15 protein-coding genes are annotated in these 15950 nt (G+C 71.3%); 11 read left to right on the forward strand and 4 right to left on the reverse strand.

The features are described 5' to 3' along the window. Positions 1-308 precede the first annotated feature (308 nt). Positions 309-893: a Tat pathway signal protein gene (locus tag ACFXA3_RS10495; RefSeq protein WP_385184702.1), complete on the reverse strand. Its 585-nt coding sequence runs from the start codon at positions 891-893 to the stop codon at positions 309-311. Between the two features lie 192 nt (positions 894-1085). Between ACFXA3_RS10495 and ACFXA3_RS10500 the strand changes: the two genes are divergently transcribed. From ACFXA3_RS10500 to ACFXA3_RS10525, 6 genes are all read left to right on the forward strand, one after another. Next, positions 1086-2387, forward strand: coding sequence for a hypothetical protein (locus tag ACFXA3_RS10500; protein ID WP_385184704.1), 1302 nt, complete (start codon positions 1086-1088; stop codon positions 2385-2387). Positions 2388-3387: 1000 nt separating this feature from the next. Beyond that, positions 3388-3960: a hypothetical protein gene (locus ACFXA3_RS10505; RefSeq protein WP_385184706.1), complete on the forward strand. Its 573-nt coding sequence runs from the start codon at positions 3388-3390 to the stop codon at positions 3958-3960. A 160-nt stretch (positions 3961-4120) separates the two neighbouring features. Continuing rightward, positions 4121-4771, forward strand: coding sequence for a hypothetical protein (locus ACFXA3_RS10510; protein ID WP_385184709.1), 651 nt, complete (start codon positions 4121-4123; stop codon positions 4769-4771). A 73-nt stretch (positions 4772-4844) separates the two neighbouring features. Then, entirely contained in the window at positions 4845-5387 is a 543-nt protein-coding gene (locus ACFXA3_RS10515) for a hypothetical protein (RefSeq protein ID WP_385184711.1), read from the forward strand. Further along, positions 5384-6184: a hypothetical protein gene (locus tag ACFXA3_RS10520; protein WP_385184714.1), complete on the forward strand. Its 801-nt coding sequence runs from the start codon at positions 5384-5386 to the stop codon at positions 6182-6184. Before ACFXA3_RS10515 ends, ACFXA3_RS10520 begins: the two co-directional genes overlap by 4 nt. A gap of 186 nt (positions 6185-6370) precedes the next feature. Then, a complete protein-coding gene (locus ACFXA3_RS10525) occupies positions 6371-7177 on the forward strand; it encodes a hypothetical protein (RefSeq protein WP_385184717.1) in 807 nt (268 codons plus the stop codon). Positions 7178-7220: 43 nt separating this feature from the next. Here ACFXA3_RS10525 and ACFXA3_RS10530 read toward each other — a convergent pair whose 3' ends face one another. Both ACFXA3_RS10530 and ACFXA3_RS10535 read right to left on the reverse strand, forming a co-directional pair. After that, positions 7221-9056: an ABC transporter substrate-binding protein gene (locus tag ACFXA3_RS10530; RefSeq protein ID WP_385184720.1), complete on the reverse strand. Its 1836-nt coding sequence runs from the start codon at positions 9054-9056 to the stop codon at positions 7221-7223. Positions 9057-9085: 29 nt separating this feature from the next. After that, on the reverse strand, positions 9086-9340 hold the full coding sequence (locus ACFXA3_RS10535) for a hypothetical protein (RefSeq protein WP_385184723.1): 255 nt from the start codon (positions 9338-9340) through the stop codon (positions 9086-9088). A gap of 838 nt (positions 9341-10178) precedes the next feature. Here ACFXA3_RS10535 and ACFXA3_RS10540 point away from each other — a divergent pair. Next, the gene (locus ACFXA3_RS10540) at positions 10179-10703 is read left to right on the forward strand and encodes a hypothetical protein (RefSeq protein ID WP_385184726.1); all 525 of its coding nucleotides are present in this window, start codon (positions 10179-10181) and stop codon (positions 10701-10703) included. A 280-nt stretch (positions 10704-10983) separates the two neighbouring features. Here ACFXA3_RS10540 and ACFXA3_RS10545 read toward each other — a convergent pair whose 3' ends face one another. After that, complete coding sequence (locus tag ACFXA3_RS10545; protein WP_385184728.1) at positions 10984-11691, reverse strand: BTAD domain-containing putative transcriptional regulator; 708 nt, start codon at positions 11689-11691, stop codon at positions 10984-10986. 360 nt (positions 11692-12051) lie between these two features. On the opposite strand from ACFXA3_RS10545, the gene ACFXA3_RS10550 reads away from it, so the two are divergent. From ACFXA3_RS10550 to ACFXA3_RS10565, 4 genes are all read left to right on the forward strand, one after another. Continuing rightward, complete coding sequence (locus ACFXA3_RS10550) at positions 12052-14751, forward strand: S8 family serine peptidase (protein WP_385184731.1); 2700 nt, start codon at positions 12052-12054, stop codon at positions 14749-14751. Between the two features lie 332 nt (positions 14752-15083). Then, complete coding sequence (locus ACFXA3_RS10555) at positions 15084-15272, forward strand: hypothetical protein (RefSeq protein WP_385184734.1); 189 nt, start codon at positions 15084-15086, stop codon at positions 15270-15272. Between the two features lie 83 nt (positions 15273-15355). Further along, positions 15356-15562, forward strand: a complete 207-nt coding sequence (locus tag ACFXA3_RS10560) for a hypothetical protein (RefSeq protein WP_385184736.1) — start codon at positions 15356-15358, stop codon at positions 15560-15562. Positions 15563-15592: 30 nt separating this feature from the next. Beyond that, entirely contained in the window at positions 15593-15799 is a 207-nt protein-coding gene (locus ACFXA3_RS10565; protein WP_385184739.1) for a hypothetical protein, read from the forward strand. Positions 15800-15950 lie beyond the last annotated feature (151 nt).

Raw genomic sequence — 15950 nt, forward strand, 5'->3', positions numbered from 1 at the left:
CCCGCCGCTACACCCCCCCCCGCGCCCCTCAGCGCGCGCTGGGAGCCGGCGGGGGGGGGGGGGGGGGGGGGGCGCGGGCAAGCCGGAGCCCCTTCCCACCCGGTCGGCTGCGGTCAGCCGCGGCCGTCGCACGCCTTGCAGTCGCCGCTGCCCCTGCAGCTGTCACACTTGGCGCCGCTCCAGCCCCGGAACCCGGAGCCGCCGCAGGTGGTGCACTTGCCGTCGCCCTTGCATCGCTGGCACATGCGGGTCATTCCTCTCGTGGTGTCGTTCGTACGTATGCGTGGGTGGATGCGGTGGCCGGACCGTCAGTAGGAGCGGCTCGCCTCCCAGCCCCGGGCACTGTTCAGCGAGACCTCGAAGTAGTGGTTGGGCGTCGTCCTGCCGTCCGGCAGCGAGGATGCGGTGAGGGCGGGGCTGTAGCTCCGGAAGATCTCCAGGGACTTGGTCAGGCAGTTGTTCGTCAACACGGCGTAACCGTTGGCCTTCATCCGTCCGTACGTCTGCTGCGCGGCCGCGAGGTTCCCGCCGGCGGTGTTGATGCACCGGTAGTTGTCGTAGCGGGCCGGGCTGATGGTGCCGCGCAGCTGCTTCCAGGTACCGCCCTTGATCCAGCTGCCGTTCGGGGATCCGGCCGGGATGTACACGCCGTTGGCGGGGCCCTCGGTCGCGCCCCAGATCCAGTGCCCGGAGTCCTTCGGGTCGCGGACGGCCCAGGCCACGTGGCCGGCGCCCCCGGCGCCCTCCCTGTCCTGGAACAGACACGCCCTGCCGAGCGGCGCGGCCTGCGCCTGGGCGGCGGGCAGCAGGGCGGGCGTCAGGGCCCCGAGCAGCGCTGCCGCGGAGAAGGCAGTGCCCGCCAGCCGACGCTTGCGGACATTCGTTCGAATCATGGTGCGTTCCTCTCGTGTGACCAAGGGAGTTGAGGGAGCGGCGACGCGGTGGCCGCGCCGTCAGAATCACAGTGCCGGGCTCGGCGTACGGGAGGCGACAGGGCCGGGGCAGGTGCATGTTGCAGGGCAACTTGCACCTCTCTGACCTGGGCAAACCGGTGCCGGGGTGCAAGCGGAGAAGGGGTCTGCAGGGTGGGAAGCACGAACGAGGAACTGATCGACGAGTTCGGCGACGCGCTGGACGCGTGGGCCGGGGAGGTCAGGGAGGCCTGTCGCATCGCGGCCGTTCAGCACCAGCAGCTCGCGGGCCGGATGACCGAGCTGACCAAGCACGGGACGGTGACCCCGTCCCGGGTCTCCAAATGGCTGAGCGGCCGCAGGATCGTCATGAGTGGTGGCGCGGGCCTGCCGGGCAGGGGCGTCTCCCGGGACATCGTGCGGGCCCTGGGCCTGGAGGGCGTACGCGCGCAGCGGCTGATGCGCCTCGGCGAACGGATCGACCTCGTACAGGCCCAGTTGGAGCGCCGGTACCCGAGCGGGTGGAGGGTGGCGGCGCAGGCTCATCTGCTCGGGCGTTCCGCGGGCGCGGCGGCCGCCACGGGCCGTCGGGCAGCGGAGGGGTACGGGAAGGCCGAGTCCGCGTTAGCCGGGGCCCCGACGGATCCGCAGCAGCCGGCCGGGGAGGGCGGAGGGCAACACCCGCGGGACTCCGCCGCGACAACGCTCGTCGGCGCGGGGGAGCCTCTCGCCCCCTCCCCCTCCGAGGTGCGTACCGCCGCCGCGGGCGGGACCGCGCCGGATGACCAGCAGCCTGAGCGGCTGAGGCGGCTCAGGCGGCTGTGGCGTGACCGGCCGCGATGGTTGCAGGTACTGGCCGGCGGGCTGACCGTCGCCGCCACGGCCACGGCGATCACAGCCGCAGCCCTCCTCCTCCCGGCCGACGGGGAAGGGGCTTCCGGGGCAGGAACCGGTCCCGGTTCCGGTTCCGGTTCCGGTCCCGGGCCCGGCCACGCATCCGCGAACTCGGAGGCTGCGGGCGGCGGTCCGGTGGCACGGGCGGATGCGACCAAGACCCTGGGCCTGGAGAAGGGGACCCTCGGGGAAGACAGCCGGTGCAGCTCCCCCTTCCAGGGCCCCGAAGCGATCACCTGGCGGGTGTGCGCGCGGGTGGAAGCGGAGCGCGTCTCCTTCGCCCTCAAAATCACGAACGCGGGCCGCGCGGCATCCACCGTCAGGATCCGGCTGGAGTACGCGCAGCTGTCGGCGTTCCACCCTTGCCCGCAACAGCCGGAGACCCGTTCCCTGGACGTCCCGGCCGGGGAGACCGTCATCACGGATCCCCGACAGTGCGCGGTCCCCCGGGAGAAGGTGCCGTTCGCGTACCAGGCCGTGGGCTGGGTGGTGCCGCAGGAGTCGAACGGAGGCTCGTACGAACTCTCCCCCACGGCACACGTCTACCCGGACCGCATCATCTGGAAGCCGGACCTGGTGTAGCCCCGGCCCGACCCCTTCGGGCGGCCCGGCCGAAACGCTCACGCGCCGGCCGCGGCGCCATGAGGAGACGGCTCAAGTTCCCGGACCCCTCCGCGGCAGAGTTTTCATCTCCCGCTCCGCCCAGAGCAAGCCCTCTGGGCCTCACCTGTTGCGACCGGCCCACCGGGGCCGGTCGTACGGAGGATCAGGATGCCGAGCTTCACGGTCCAGGTCACGCCGTGCCTCAACTGCGTGGCTCCCATCGGCCTGCTGAACCCGTCGGTCGCCTCTGACGGCGAGGGGGCGCCCGTTGACCGCGGCGCTTGAGGACGGCCGACACGGGCCGGGCAGCACCGGGCGATGATGCCGTGGACCCGACACGAGTCGGCTTTCGCCCTCGTCCGGCCTCTCTGCCTGCTCATGGCGGAGGGAGTGCCGCACCTCGCGGATTGCGTGGATGAGGTCCGGGAGCTGGCGCAACGTTGAGGACGTGAGGGTGATCAAGAGCCCGAGAGTCCCGAAGGCGGCGACGATCACGCTGGTGGTGACGTCCATGGGGGCCAGAGCATGCGTCTGGCCTCTGACCAGTGCAAACAGCCACTGAAAAGAAGTTTCTGTCCAATTTCGACAAGGCTCAGATAAGTCTTTCCCCTGACCTAAATGAGACATTTCGGGAATGTTGCGCGAGCCGGGCGGACGCTGGGAATGCAGGGGCGGCGAGCCGGTCGGTCCCGGTCGGCAGTGCGTCTCCATCGGGGCCGAGTGAGGCGGCCAGGTCGGCGCCCTCGGGGTGCTCGGCTAGGTACGACTCTGGCGCGCGCGCCACCGAAGGCGGACGGATACTGAAAGTGCCTCCCCCTCACGGGGCGGGTCTACCGCCCTGCCCCCATGGATCCCCCAGGCTCGTTCGCACCTGCTCCGCGCGAGCGGCCGGATGGGGAGCCCTGGGCGCGATCACTGCTACTCCCTTCGCCCACCGCGGACATCAGCCTGCCGGTCAAAACCGAGCAAGGGAGCCCCCATGAGCGACCGACCTGCAGAACCTCCTGCAAAGGCACCTTCGGAGGCCGCTGCACGCAGGAGACGCGGCCGGCGGTGGAACAACGTCTTCACCGGCCTTGCCGTCGTGGCCGCGTTCGCATCACTGTGGTTCTCCTGGCAAGGCGTCAAAGCACAGCAGACACAGACCGAGAAGCTCGACCAAGAAGTGGTTCAGGCCATCGTCAGCAAGGTCGGCTGGTGGTACGACAACAAAGACACCGGGGCCGAGACTCTGATCATCGAGAACCGAAGCCTCAGCCCTGTCTACGGGGTCACTCTCGACCTCGTGGATTCCGGCGGCGGGGTGGTCCGCACCGCCAGCCCCGGCGACCTCATGGCATGTCAAAGGGCAAAAATGGACGTCAAGGGAATCCCTGAAGTCGGAGAGCACCACCTGCACGCCCGTCTCAGCCTCACAGACCACCGAGGCAGTCACTGGATCCTCAACGACGAACGCACGATCGAGAAGGTCGCCACACTGAACCTCGCCCCGGACGCGAACCTCCTCAACGCAAAGGGCTTCAAACTGGAACCAGTGGAGGCCTGCGGCTGACGACCGCACACCCTTCCGGAACCAACAGGCCTCCCACTGCCGGTCCCGCGCGGGACTTCGCGCAAGCGCCGGACAGGGGGCTGGTCGTTCCGGTAACACTGAGGGGCACTGGTTGGCGCGTGGCCGGATGCCGCGCGCCGGCGAGCAGGGGGGCTGCTGCATGCCACGTGACGCCGTGTTCGTACGTACGGGTTGGTCCCGGCGCTGGCTGGACGGCGCCCTCGCGCTGTGGGTCATCGGGTTCCTGGGAGTCGCGCTCGCCGCGCAGGGCGGCCAGCAGCTACGCAACGGCGAGGCGTCGCACACCCTGCGCACCGAGCCGGGACGGCCCGGGCCGGTGCAGCTGGCCGAGGACGGCCTCTACCTGATCTGGATCGAGAGCCGCACCGACATGCCCCGGCCCCCGGTCCTGCAGGCCGTGATGACGGGCGCCGCGCGCAAGAAGCCCGACAGCATGGTCTCCGTCACCTCCGCCGACGGACACCCCGTCGGCCAGGACGCCTTTCGCCGCTCCTCGTTGGGCGACTCGGTCGACCACCGCTACTGGTACGCGGACGAGCGCGGACACTGGCAGGCCTGGCCGACCGCCACCGCGCAGCTGAAGCCCGGCAACTACACGCTGGACACGCCCCTGAACGGGCCGGGCATCAGGCTGGCGATCGAGAAGATGCCCGCCGTGCCCGCCGACCACCAGTCCCGTTACCTCGCACTGGCGGGCGCGGGGGCGGCACTGTACCTGTTCAGCACGCTCCGCCGACGCGGCATCAACAGGCGGGCCCTCGGCCCGAACGCGGCCGTCCTCGCCGGCTGACCCGGCCCCGTCACCACCACCACGATCACGATCACGATCACGATCACGACCTCACCACTGCGGGGGAGCAGACGTGTCCGACGACTACGAGATCAAGGGTTCGTACTCGTACGCGAGCGATCACGACCTTCGCAACGCCCACCAGTGGGGAGGAGACGCCGGGGCCGGACATGAGCTCGCCTACCGCGACAGACGGGACCGGGACTCGGCCGCCTCGTGGGGCGCCACCCCGCGACCACCGGCCGCGGCCCCCCGCTCGACGTCGCGCGGTGACGGAGCGTTCCTGCTGGCCACTCTGCTCCTCGCCCCGATCGGCATCGCGGCCCTGGTCCTGCAGGGTCTCGCGGCCGGCGTGGACAGGCTGACGTACGACTCCCCGCTCGCCTCCCTCTTCCCGGTCCCCGGAGACGGCCCGACCCGCTTCGCGCTCTCCCTGGTCACCCTGCTCCTGCTGATCCCGGGCACCCTGCTGTGGACCTCCCGCAGACTGCGCACCACCCGGCTGCGGCCGCTCGGCACCTGGCTGCTCTCACCGGCCGCCGTGCTCCTCGTACCCGTGGTGGTGTACGTCGCCGTCACCACCTACACGACCGACGTCGTCAGGCTGGGCGGATGAAGGCCCTCACCGGCGGTACGGGCCGGGCCGCAGCCGTACTGTCCTCGCTGATCACCCCGCGGCGGCTGCCGGCCACCCTGGGCGTCGCCGGGGCGGCCCTGATGCTGCTGGGCGCCGTACTGCCCTGGGTCGTCGGGGCCGACAGCGACGCCCTGTCCTACGGTTTCCGCCCGGACGCCGCCACCGGCGCTGCGGCCCTCGGCTCGCGGGCCGGACTCCCGGGCGGGGACGGGCTCGTCGTCGTGCTCACCGGCGCCGCCGCGCTCTGGGCCGCCGGCCTGCTGCTGATCGGGCGTGGCCGAAGCGTCCACCGTGCGGCGCTGATCGGAGCGGCGGTGCTGGGAGGCGCCTGGGCCGCGCTGGACCTCGCCGAGACCGGCACCGTGCGCGACCGCGAAGGGCGGCTTCCGGATCTCGCGGCCGGTCCCGGACCGTACGTGGTCCTGATGGCGGGGCTGCTCCTCCTGGCGGCCGGTGCCCTCGCCCGGCACGACGCCTTCGCGGAGCTGGACACCCGTACGCTGCGTGCCAACCGCCTGTGGGACAACCGGCGTTTCGGCGAGGCCCTGGAGATGCAGCAGCACACCGTACGGGCGGCGCGCCGTTCCCCCGGCCGGGGTCACCCGTCCACGACGGGCGCGTCGGTGGAACTGATCCGGATGTACGCCTGGGCCGGCTGGCCGGACCGGGCGACGGAACTCGCCCGGCAGACCGTCGAGGACGCGGCCCAGTGGGCACCGGACCACCCGGAGGACTACCAGCGGCTCCGGGCGGACATCGCGGAGATCCTCGGCTGACGGGGTGCGTTCCCGTACGGAGCGCGAGGCACGACCCGGCGCCCGGCAGGCCGCTACGACCGGCCCCGGCCCGGCCCCGGCCCGGCCCCGGCCCGGCCCCGATCAGCCCTCAGGCTGCCCGGCCTGTCTGGCGGAGATCGTCCTGGTGACCGGGAGGGCTGCTTCACGGGGGGCTAGGCTGACCGGGTGGCGGAATTCCCGGGATTCGACGTGCTGTTGGGCCGGTTGGCGGAGCGGCGCGGGCTGTGCGTTGGCGACCTGTCCCGCCTGTCCGCTGTCCCGGAGGACGAGCTGGGGGCCGTGTTGGACGGTGCCGCGCCCGTCCCGTCGTTGCTGCGACGGCTCGCCCCTGTCTTCCAGCTGAAGGCCGAGGACCTGTTCGTGATCGCTGATGTGGCTTTGCCACGGGAGATGACGCCCCTCGACCCCGACGCCGGAACGGCCGTGGCTAGCCTCGCTCGGCACGCCGTCCGGTTGCCGCAGGACCAACGGGACCAATTGCGCCGGATCGCGCAGTCCCTGCCGCAGGAGCGCCGCACCAAGCCGGTCCCGGAGCCGCGCCCGTATCTTCGGTATCCGCCGGGTCCTGGTGGGCTGCTGATGCGCTTGCTCGCCAACCGGAACCTGGGGTGGTCGGCGGCGGCGAAGACCTTCCTGCCCTTGACCGGCCGGTACTGGTCACCGTCAACGTACGGGCAGGCCGGCCACGGCTGCGTCGGGCTGACACCCGATCTCCTGGCCGACTACGCCATCGTGCTCGGCATCCGCGCCGGCGACCTGGCCGTACTGACCGGGGTCGACCTGCGGGAGGGGACGGCGTCGCCGACCGAGGCGGTCGTCGACGTGACCGGTCTCATCTGGGACGTACGCCGCCTGACACGGGACCAGGTACGGCAGCTGAGCGACTCCGCGAAGTCATGCGTGGAGCGAGGGCCCACAGATCGTCCGGCATCGCCCGGAAGACGGCTGCCGGCCACGCACGAACCCTGCTGAGACGGCGGCGGAGCGCCGTCCCAGCAGGGTTCTTTCCGTTCGGCTAGGGGCGGTGGGTTCCCTTGCGTACGACCTGGGGGTCGTGGTTGCTCTTGCGGTTGCCGGTCTGCGGGTCGATGCGGAAGACGCCGCCGGCTCCGGTGACCACGTTCATGCTGTCCAGCAGATAGAGCTGGTCTCCCACCGCGCGCACGCTGGGCGGGCTCTGGGAGGTGCCGGTGGCGTTGCGGACGGCCTGCTTCGCCGTGAGCACGGCGTCATGGGACATGACCGCCCAGCCGCTGGCCAGGTGGCTCTTGTCGAACTCCTGTCCGTAGTGGGTGCGGGTGAACTCGTTGGCGAAGTCCTGGTACAGGGTCTGGTCGGGATTGGCGCCGCTTGCGAGCTGGTCGGGGTCGGCGAGCGGAACGTAGAGCACCGAGATGGGGGCCCCCGGGTCGTTCAGGCCCTCGATCTTGGGGTTGAGGGTGGCCGCGTCGGAGCCGGTGACCACCGTGATCGGGGTGGTGCGGCACGGACGTCTGTGCAGCTTGTCGATGAACGTGTCCAGGTACGTCGCGCGGCCCGCGTAGAACACGACGTCGGATTTTGGGCTGCCGCACGTGTTGTTGGCGATGGTGGTCAGGCTGCTGTCCTCGGCGCCCTGCTGGACGGTGAAGTTGAACGAGAGGCCCCCGGCCTCCAGGTAGGGCAGCAGGCCGATGTCCGGGTTGCGGATCGCCGCTTCCATGGACTGCGTGTAGAAGTCGGGCGTTCCGTCCGGGGTTTCCGGCGCGCTGACCAGGGCCCCCGCCTTCATCTCGGGATGCTTGCCCAGTTCCTGGGCGAGCGCCTTGAACTGCGTGCTGACGTTGGGGGCCACCCGCACCAGACCCGGAATCGGGGCGCCGCGGTCGATCGCGCCGCTCTTGTCGAAGCCGTCCGCGGTGATCACGTCACCGACCATCGGGATGTGGGCCTGCGACAGTGAGCGCGCGGCGTCCATGGACTCCTGCTGGCTCAGGCCCATGCCGGTCACCGCGACGAGCCGGTCGCTTCCGCCGGTCATCGACTTGAGCTGGTCGACGACGGCCGGCCAGTTGGACTCGTTGCTGCCCATGTTCGCCAGTACCAGCCGGATCTTGGGGTACGCGTTGTCCTTGTTCGCCTCGTGCTGGGCGATCGCGGCCCCCTCGATCTGGTGTACGGCACGGTCGCCCGTCAGGCTCTTGCCGCCCTTGGTCAGCGGCGCCATCAGCGCCACCGTGACGTAGTCGCCGCTCTTCACGACCGCCCGGTTCTCGGCATCGATCACGGCGAGGCCCGGCTGGGGCCCCGGTCCGAACACACCGTGTCCGTCGCTGCCGTCGGTGACGCCCGAGCACTCACCGCCCAGCACCGTGCGCAGTGCCGGGTTCGTGGTGCCGCAGTGGGCGCCGTACCACCACATGCCGCCGCCGGCGGCCGGGGCCAGGACGGCCGCGGCGGTCAGCGCGATGACCCAGCGCCGGGGCACGGGCCGGGGAACCCGGTCACGCAAGGAGTGGAGGAGCCGGGCCGAACGAGTGGGCCCCGCGCCTTCCGGGCCCTCGTCCCCGGGTAAGGCCGGGACCGGAACATCCGGCTGCGGGGGCACGGCGTCCTCCGGCTCCCCCAGAGGGGCCCGGCCGTCCGTCACCGCCTGCCACACCTCGATCCAGAGGGCCTGGTCGGCTTCGGCCAGCCCGCAGGCGGTCAAGTACCGCCTCACGAACTTGAGACTCGGAAGCTGGTCCAGGCGCAGCGTCGTCGAGGTGGTGGCGGCCGGAAGTTCACCCCCGGAAGCGGTCTCGACGTCCTTGAACGACATGGACCCCTTCAGCACCACCAGTTGTGCGCGGAATTGTCTCTGGTCTTCCACGGCGCGGAGCGTTTCCCCCCATTCGTCCATTACGCAGTCCCCCCGGGAAGAGCCGCGGCGGGCCGGTCGAGCCACGAGCTGATCTGGACGGCGGCACCGGCGGCGACCGTGACGAGCCCGAACGCGTCGAGCATGGACTGGCCGGACTTCAGAAGGGCGACGACGACCGCCACCACCACCACGAAGACGACCACGCGAAGGCCGCCGGAGAGCGAAGCCGTCCCGCAGGACGGGGCGCCGGCAGCAGACCGGCTGTGACGCCGGGAAGTTCGATGAGCGGACATGAGGAGCCTCCTGGGCTACGTGGCGTGCAGGGCCGGGCCCGAGCGGTGCTTTACCGGAGCACCGGGTGACGGGCCGTGATGGAAAGCAAGCCTGCGGTGACCGGCCGACGCCTCGCAAGCACTTGACCCCACCGGAACATGCGGCCCCCAAATCCGTTCCGAGCAGGGGGCGTTCCGCGCCCGGACGCTCGGGGTTTCCGGCCCCGGTCACAGCATCCGACCGGTACCGCCACCCGTGCCACAGCCGGACTGCGGGCGTTCCGCGCACGACCCGACCGCCGCCCCGTCCAGAAGGCTGACCTGGCCATTTGGCGTTCGGAATGCGACGGAACGGCCATTCGATCTTGCTATTGCCCGCCGCCCGTGGTGAGACTGAACGGGTGCGGCCGCTCGCAAGGGCTGCCGCGGCCGTGAAGAGACCCCGTCAAGTCCTCCTGGGCCGGGCGCGGACACGCCACGGAAACGAGAGGGCTCCTGTTACCGGCAGGGGCCCTCTTCCGCACACGCTCCGCAACCACCGCCGCCCTTCCGAACGAACCGTGCGGACCCGGTGATCGTACCGATCGCACATGCCCCGGGCACGAAGAAGACACAAACGCACCGTCGGCCCGATCGCCGGCGCAGAACCCCGCCACGATGCCCTGCTGCCGCCCGGCCGGCCGACTGACCGACTGACCGACTGACCGACTGGCATCGCCCAGGGACCGCAGCCGGCTCCCGGTCCCGGCCGTCGCTCCGTCATCCCGTCATCCCGTCATCCCGTCACGAAACGGCAACACGGGTCACGTTCGTCCCCGAGAAGCGATCAGATGGGCCCCTCACGCACCCAGGGGATCCCATGAGCCGAGCCACCCACGCCGTCGCAGCCGTCGTCACCGCCGCGCTGCTCACCGCCTGTAGCACCGCCGCCAGCACGCCCAAGGTGGCCCCCGGCGGACAGGCCGCCCCCGCGCCGGCCCCGAGCAAGGCCACGGCCGACGCCGCCGGCGCCTTCGCCGTCCTGTCCGCCGCCGTACCCTCCGTCAAGTTCGGCGGCACGGTCACCGCCGAGAACGACCCGAACCACTTCCTCGGGCGCCCCCACCAGTACTCGTCAAAGGTCACGTTCACCGACGGGCGGATCCCGGCCGACCAGACCGAGGGCCACCAGCCCGGCGACGTCGAACTCGGCGGCAGCATCGAGGTGTTCCCGAACGCGGCGGACGCCCAAGCCCGTCACGATTACATCCAGACCGTCACCAAGGGAATGCCCGCCCTCACCGAATACGACTACCTCCACGGCCAGACCCTGGTCCGCGTCAGCAGGCTCCTCACCCCGGCACAGGCAGCCGACTACGAGAAGGCCGCCGCCCAGCTCTCCTAGTCGAACACCGCAACGAACCCCCGTCGCCACCGGACGCGCCCCGGCAGCGCACTGCTCGCGGTCTCGGGCAGCCCCGGACCGACGGCCGGGTGCGCGCCCATGGCGTACGAGCGGCGCGGCTCGGTGGGCGAGCACCGGGCCCTGGCACACGTTCCGTGCACGATCTCGCCCGGCTTCACGTGCAGCGCGAGGAGGGCTGGGGCCCGCCCTCGTACTCATGGCCGTTCAGGGTCGGCGGCCTGTCGCGTGGGATCGCCTGCGTGCGGGCCTCAGTGCGCGCCTACGTGCGCGTCAGGTCGCGTACGAGACTGGTCAGTTGAGGCGACGGGGCAACCTTCAGCTCCATTTGCAGCAAGCGCCGGTAGTCCTGGTACCGCTTGACCGCGGAGGCCACGTTGCCCTCGGCCAGGTGGATCTCGACCGCAATCCGGTGGGGGGTCTCGCGGAACGGGTCGATGGAGATGGCGGCGAGCGAGGTCTGCAGCGCGGACAGGTGACGGCCCTCGGTCTGGAAGCGCTGGGCCAGTGCCTCCAGGGCGTACAGCCTCAGCTGGTCCCAGCGTTCGCGCGGGAGGAGCAGCCATTCGTCGTCCCACCCGGGGAGCAGCACCTGGCTCAGGTCCGCCACCAATCGGTCCCCGTCGGGGAGCTTGCCGTCGCCGGAGACCAGGCGGTAGGCCGCGTCCCACGCCCCGTGGAAGTCGACCGAGATGGCGGGTGCGAGCGCGAGGGTGTGATCGACACTGTCGATGGCGGGAACCGGGCCGAGCCTCCTGCCCTGGCAGAGCGCGGTTCGCAGGTTGGCGGCAGCCCGACAGGGGGTGCAGTCGGGCCACAGATGCTCGGCCGCCGAACGCCTGTGCGCTCCCTCTCGGTGGAGGGCCAGGAAGGCAAGCAGTCGCTGGCCTGCGTTGGGGACGGCGACGTGCCGCCCTCCACAGGTGACTTGGAAGGGCCGCAGGATTTCGAGTTGGGCTCCTTGCGACACGCTTCTCACTCTGCGCGACGGCATATACGGCTGCAACCGGGCGGAGCGGATCGGCAGGTTACCCGTCATGCCGGGTCTACGCGGTCCCGACACCGCCCGCATGCGCCAACCACGACGCAGGAACGTTTTTCCGACGCATGCCGGGGCCTCCCCGAACGTCTCCGTGACGATCATCGAACACCTTCCGCCGAACGGGGGAACGACCGGGAAACGCGCCTGTGGGACACCTTTCCCATGGCCCGGCGCACTCACTGCGACGGCCGGACCACATCGAACGACATCGGGCTGGTTCGTACAGTTTTCTACCCCTTCAGATCGGATCACTGCACGTCGAGACAGTGCGGTGAGCGGAGGTTCGGCATGGACATCCGGTCGGTGGTGCGCGGGATGGCCGGGGCCGGGGAGCATGAGCTCCTCGGCAGCCCCGAGGTGCGCGTGGCGGTCCTCGACGGCCCGGTGGACCTGGCACATCCCTGTTTCGCGGGATCGAACCTCACCCGGCTGCCCACTCTGGTGTCGGGCCCGGCCGGTCCCGGGCCGATGTCGCTGCACGGCACGCATGTCACGAGCCTGCTCTTCGGGCAGTCCGGTTCGCCGGTGCCCGGTCTCGTGCCGCGCTGTACGGGACTGCTGCTTCCGGTGTTCCGGGAGTCCCCGGACGGCCGGGTGACGCGCGTGCCTCAGCTGGACCTGGCGCGGGCCGTGGAACAGGCCGTGGAGGCGGGGGCCCACGTCATCAACATCAGCGGCGGGGAGCGGACCCCCGGGGGCGCGCCGGACAGCATGCTGGAGCGGGCGCTCCGGCTGTGCGAGCAGAACGGCGTGCTGGTGGTCGCCGCCGTGGGCAACGACGGGTGCGACTGCCTGCAGGCCCCCGCTGCCACGCCGTCCGTGCTCGCCGTGGGGGCGGCCGACGCCGCCGGGTCGCCGCTCGACATCAACAACTGGGGCGCCGCGTACCGGCTGAACGGAGTCCTGGCCCCCGGACAGGACATCCGGGGCGCCGCGCCCGGCGGCCTGGTCGCCTCGCTGACCGGCAGCAGCTTCGCCGCCCCGGCGGTGACCGGGGTCGTCGCGCTGCTGGTGGCACGGCAGCTGGCCGGAGGCGGCACAGCCGACCCGCTCGCCGCGGGCCGCGCCGTACGTGAGTCCGCGATCCGTCCGCCCTGTGGCCCGGACGAGTCACCCGAGTGCCGCAGGCTGCTCGGCGGCCGGCTGAACGCCGCCGGCGCCTACGCCCTGGTCAACGGGATGGGAAGCCCGGCATCCGGTCCTCACGGCACGACGCACACCGAAGAGAAAGAGAGAGCCATCGTCATGGACACGCACGCCGTACACGCGCAGGCCGAGGAACCGTCCGAGGCCGTACCCGCAGCCATGTCCCAGTCGCCCGCGGGCGCCGGGACCCCGGTGCCCGGATTGCAGACCGCGGCTTCACAGGTCGTATCGGCGCAGGTCGCACCGGCGCAGGCACCGGTCCCCGGTGCGTCGCCGGTCCCCGTACCTCCGTCCTCGGACCCGTGGCCCGCGCCGCCTCCCCTGCCGCCCGCGCCTCCGGCGGTGCAGCCAGGCGTACAGGCCGATGCGCGGGCCGGGGTCCAGCCCGAGGCGCAGGCCTGGGGCCAGGCCTGGGCACAGCCGGCGGCGCAGCCCGGGGTACAGGCCGCGGGCCAGTCCGCTGCGCCTCCCGCGTACGCCGCACCCGCTACGCCTCCCGTCCACGCCGCGCCTCCCGTGTACGCGGCTCCCGCCGCACCCCCGGTCTACGCGGCGCCCGCAGCGCCCGTCGTCCATACGGCGCCCGTGGCCTACACGGCGCCTGTGGCCTACACGGCGCCCGCCGCCCACCCCGCGAACGGCGGCATCTGCCCGTCCTGCGCCGGGTGCGGCGGCACCTGCGGGGGTACGGGCGGGCAGCCCGGCGCGGGCGGTGCCACGACGTCCGCCCCGGCGCCCTCCTCCGGAAAGCCGCTGATCTACGCGATCGGCACCATCGGGTTCGACTTCCAGACCGAAGCCCGCCGGGACAGTTTCCGTCAGCAGATGCCGAACATCGTCGTTCCGGCGACGAAGGGGCACCCCGAACAGGAGGTCCAGCCGAACATCTACGACCCCAAGCAGCTGCACGCCTACCTGAGCAAGAACCCGTGGGCCTCGGACAAGCTGACCTGGACGCTCAACGCGGACGCGACCCCGCTCTACGCCCTCGAGGCGGAGATGCCGGTGGGCATGGACTGGACCCGGCCGATCATCGCGAACCCCAAGGCGTCCGCGGAGCAGGTGCACGGTCTCGCGGCCGGCGCCGCGGGCGATGCCAAGCAGCTCGCCGAACTCCTCGAAACCCTCTCGTACCCGCCGGTCTCCTTCGTGTACCGGACCTTCAGGGACGCTCTCCTGGGACAGGCCAAGGACAAGGAGGACCTCGACTTCGTCTCCCGGGTCTCGATACCCGGAATCCTCACGGACCGTACCGTCCGGCTGTTCTCGGGACAGGTCGTACCCGTCGTCGAGGTCAAGAGCCGCGGCCTGTTCACCTGGAACGAGACGCTGCTGGTCAACTCCGTCTTCGAGGCAGTGGTGGCCGTCAAGGTGCGGGAGGCGCGCCAGGAAGCGGGCAAGGACGAGCACGCCCAGCAGACTGCCGAGGCGAAGGTCCGCGCGGAGTTCGCCGGAGACAAGGGAAAGTTCCTCAAGACGACCGTGCGCGCCCTGCTGGACAAGATCTACTGGAAGTTCCGGAACCTCGGCCAGAGTTCCGGCGACCGCGCGCTGAACGCGGCCGGCACCAACGCGTTCCTGGTCGGCGCCGAGATCCAGGGCGGCATCCTCTCCGCTGAGCGCGTCCCCGGCACGAGCAACAACTTCTACTCGCTGGACACCGTCAGCGTCTCGAAGAGTCCCTTCTGCCGTCCCGGCTCGGACTGCCAGGACGTCACCCTGACCTTCTTCGACCCGGAGAACGACCAGCGGGCACCGGTGTCGTACCTGTTCACCTTCGACGTGAGCGACGACCTGCCCGTCAGCCTCGCGCCGGTCCACACGTTCATCGGCAGCGTCTGACTGCCGGACCCGACCGAGACCCGACCAAGGAGCCCCCATGGCCACGACCAGAACCCCCACTACCAGAACCTCGGTACCCCACGCACTCCCCCTTCAGGCACCGCCGGTCTCCCGCGAGCCGTCGCAAGAGCCGCAGGAGCGGCACGACGGCCACGGCGTGGAGGCGGCCCGCTCGGGTTGCGCGGAGCTCTGGGGACCTGCACGGCAGATGTGTTACGCGCAGCGGGCGCACGCGCTCTGAGCGCGCCCGCGGAGGAAGCGGAACAACGAGACGAGACGAGCCTCCGGCGGGAACCGCCCGCCGGCCAGTCACCAGGTGAAAGGTGAGAAAGATGAACGAGCCGTTTGCGCGGCGTGAGGAGAGGTCGGCTCCGTCCGGCACTCCGCGGACGCCGTTCCAGACCCCTGCCATCGACCGCGACCGGGTCGGGCCCAAGGGCTCCGGCGAAGGCGTCGACGGCGTCGAGGCCAACTTCGACCTGGGCGACGTCTGGAACATCGCGAAGAAGGTCCTCTTCTAGGGACCGCCTGCAGCATCCGTCGCGGCGGTGGCGGGCGCCTGGGTTTTCCCGCCACCGCCGCACCGTCCTGAGAGGACGCCGGGATGAACAGAGATATCCCGCAGAGTGCAGCATCGTCCGCCACCCCGCGGACGCCGTTCCAGGCGCCCGCGGTCGACCGCACCCCCGCCGCTCCGGCACGCGCCGCGGCCGACGCACCGGGCGCCGAGGCCGACTGGGACATGCCATGGACGCTCATCGGCCATGGCGTCAAGGGAGCGTTGGACGCCTGGCTCTCCAGCCGGCACTAGCACCGGGGGACCCGAGGAAAGGAAACGGGCATGAACCACCAGGACTTCTCACCCCGAGCGGCCCCGTCGGCCGTCCTGCGGACACCGTTCCAGGCTCCCGCGGTCGACCGCACCCCCGCCGCTCCGGCACGCGTCGATGCCGATTCCCCGGGCGCGGAGGCGAACTGGAACGTCGATTGGGACCGGATCGGTCCCCGAGCGATGGGCATCGCGCCCTGGTACACGCGCCAGTACTAGCCCTCGGCACCGTAGAGAAAGGACACGGACATGAACCAGGACTACTCACCCCGAGCGGCCCCGTCGGCCGTCCTGCGGACACCGTTCCAGGCGCCCGCGGTCGACCGCACCCCCGCGGGCGCCCGGGGCGCGGGGGGCCCGGCGCTCGGGG

Source organism: Streptomyces sp. NPDC059456 (genome assembly GCF_042750055.1).
Taxonomy (GTDB): domain Bacteria; phylum Actinomycetota; class Actinomycetes; order Streptomycetales; family Streptomycetaceae; genus Streptomyces.

Coding starts and splice junctions, on each gene's coding strand:
- ACFXA3_RS10555 (WP_385184734.1), top strand. CDS start 15,084: ATGAACGAGCCGTTTGCGCGGCGTGAGGAGAGGTCGGCTCCGTCCGGC.
- ACFXA3_RS10540 (WP_385184726.1), top strand. CDS start 10,179: ATGAGCCGAGCCACCCACGCCGTCGCAGCCGTCGTCACCGCCGCGCTG.
- ACFXA3_RS10550 (WP_385184731.1), top strand. CDS start 12,052: ATGGACATCCGGTCGGTGGTGCGCGGGATGGCCGGGGCCGGGGAGCAT.
- ACFXA3_RS10505 (WP_385184706.1), top strand. CDS start 3,388: ATGAGCGACCGACCTGCAGAACCTCCTGCAAAGGCACCTTCGGAGGCC.
- ACFXA3_RS10495 (WP_385184702.1), bottom strand. CDS start 893: ATGATTCGAACGAATGTCCGCAAGCGTCGGCTGGCGGGCACTGCCTTC.
- ACFXA3_RS10565 (WP_385184739.1), top strand. CDS start 15,593: ATGAACCACCAGGACTTCTCACCCCGAGCGGCCCCGTCGGCCGTCCTG.
- ACFXA3_RS10520 (WP_385184714.1), top strand. CDS start 5,384: ATGAAGGCCCTCACCGGCGGTACGGGCCGGGCCGCAGCCGTACTGTCC.
- ACFXA3_RS10560 (WP_385184736.1), top strand. CDS start 15,356: ATGAACAGAGATATCCCGCAGAGTGCAGCATCGTCCGCCACCCCGCGG.
- ACFXA3_RS10510 (WP_385184709.1), top strand. CDS start 4,121: ATGCCACGTGACGCCGTGTTCGTACGTACGGGTTGGTCCCGGCGCTGG.
- ACFXA3_RS10535 (WP_385184723.1), bottom strand. CDS start 9,340: ATGTCCGCTCATCGAACTTCCCGGCGTCACAGCCGGTCTGCTGCCGGC.